Raw genomic sequence first — 351 nt, 5'->3', positions numbered from 1 at the left:
CCGGATCAAAGCTTGGTTGACAGCTCCCCGGGGCCTATCGTGGCCTCCCACGTCCTTCATCGGTTCCTGGTGCCAAGGCATCCACCGTGCGCCCTTAAAAACTTGGCCACAGATGCTCGCGTCCACTGTTCAGTTCTCAAGCGACGACCAGTCACCCGCGACCAACGCGCTATGCGCCGTCCACGGGTTCCGGTTCTGAAGGGAACAGTTGTCGTTCCTTCAGGACCCAACAGCGTGCCCGACCCGATCATCCGCCATGCCACCTTCCACGCCGAAGCAGTACTAGTGACTCACATCTGATCGTGCCGAATAGTCAACGTTCCACCCATGAGCAACCAGCACCGAACACTC

At 59.3% G+C, this 351-nt stretch carries 1 rRNA gene; it reads right to left on the bottom strand.

Annotated features, from left to right (window positions below):
* Positions 1-108 (bottom strand): 23S ribosomal RNA (locus tag AC13HU_RS38350); the annotation flags it as partial.
* Positions 109-351: the final 243 nt, after the last annotated feature.

The organism is Streptomyces sp. NH27, from assembly GCF_056859195.1.
This window is presented reverse-complemented; position numbering and strand designations above follow the sequence as displayed.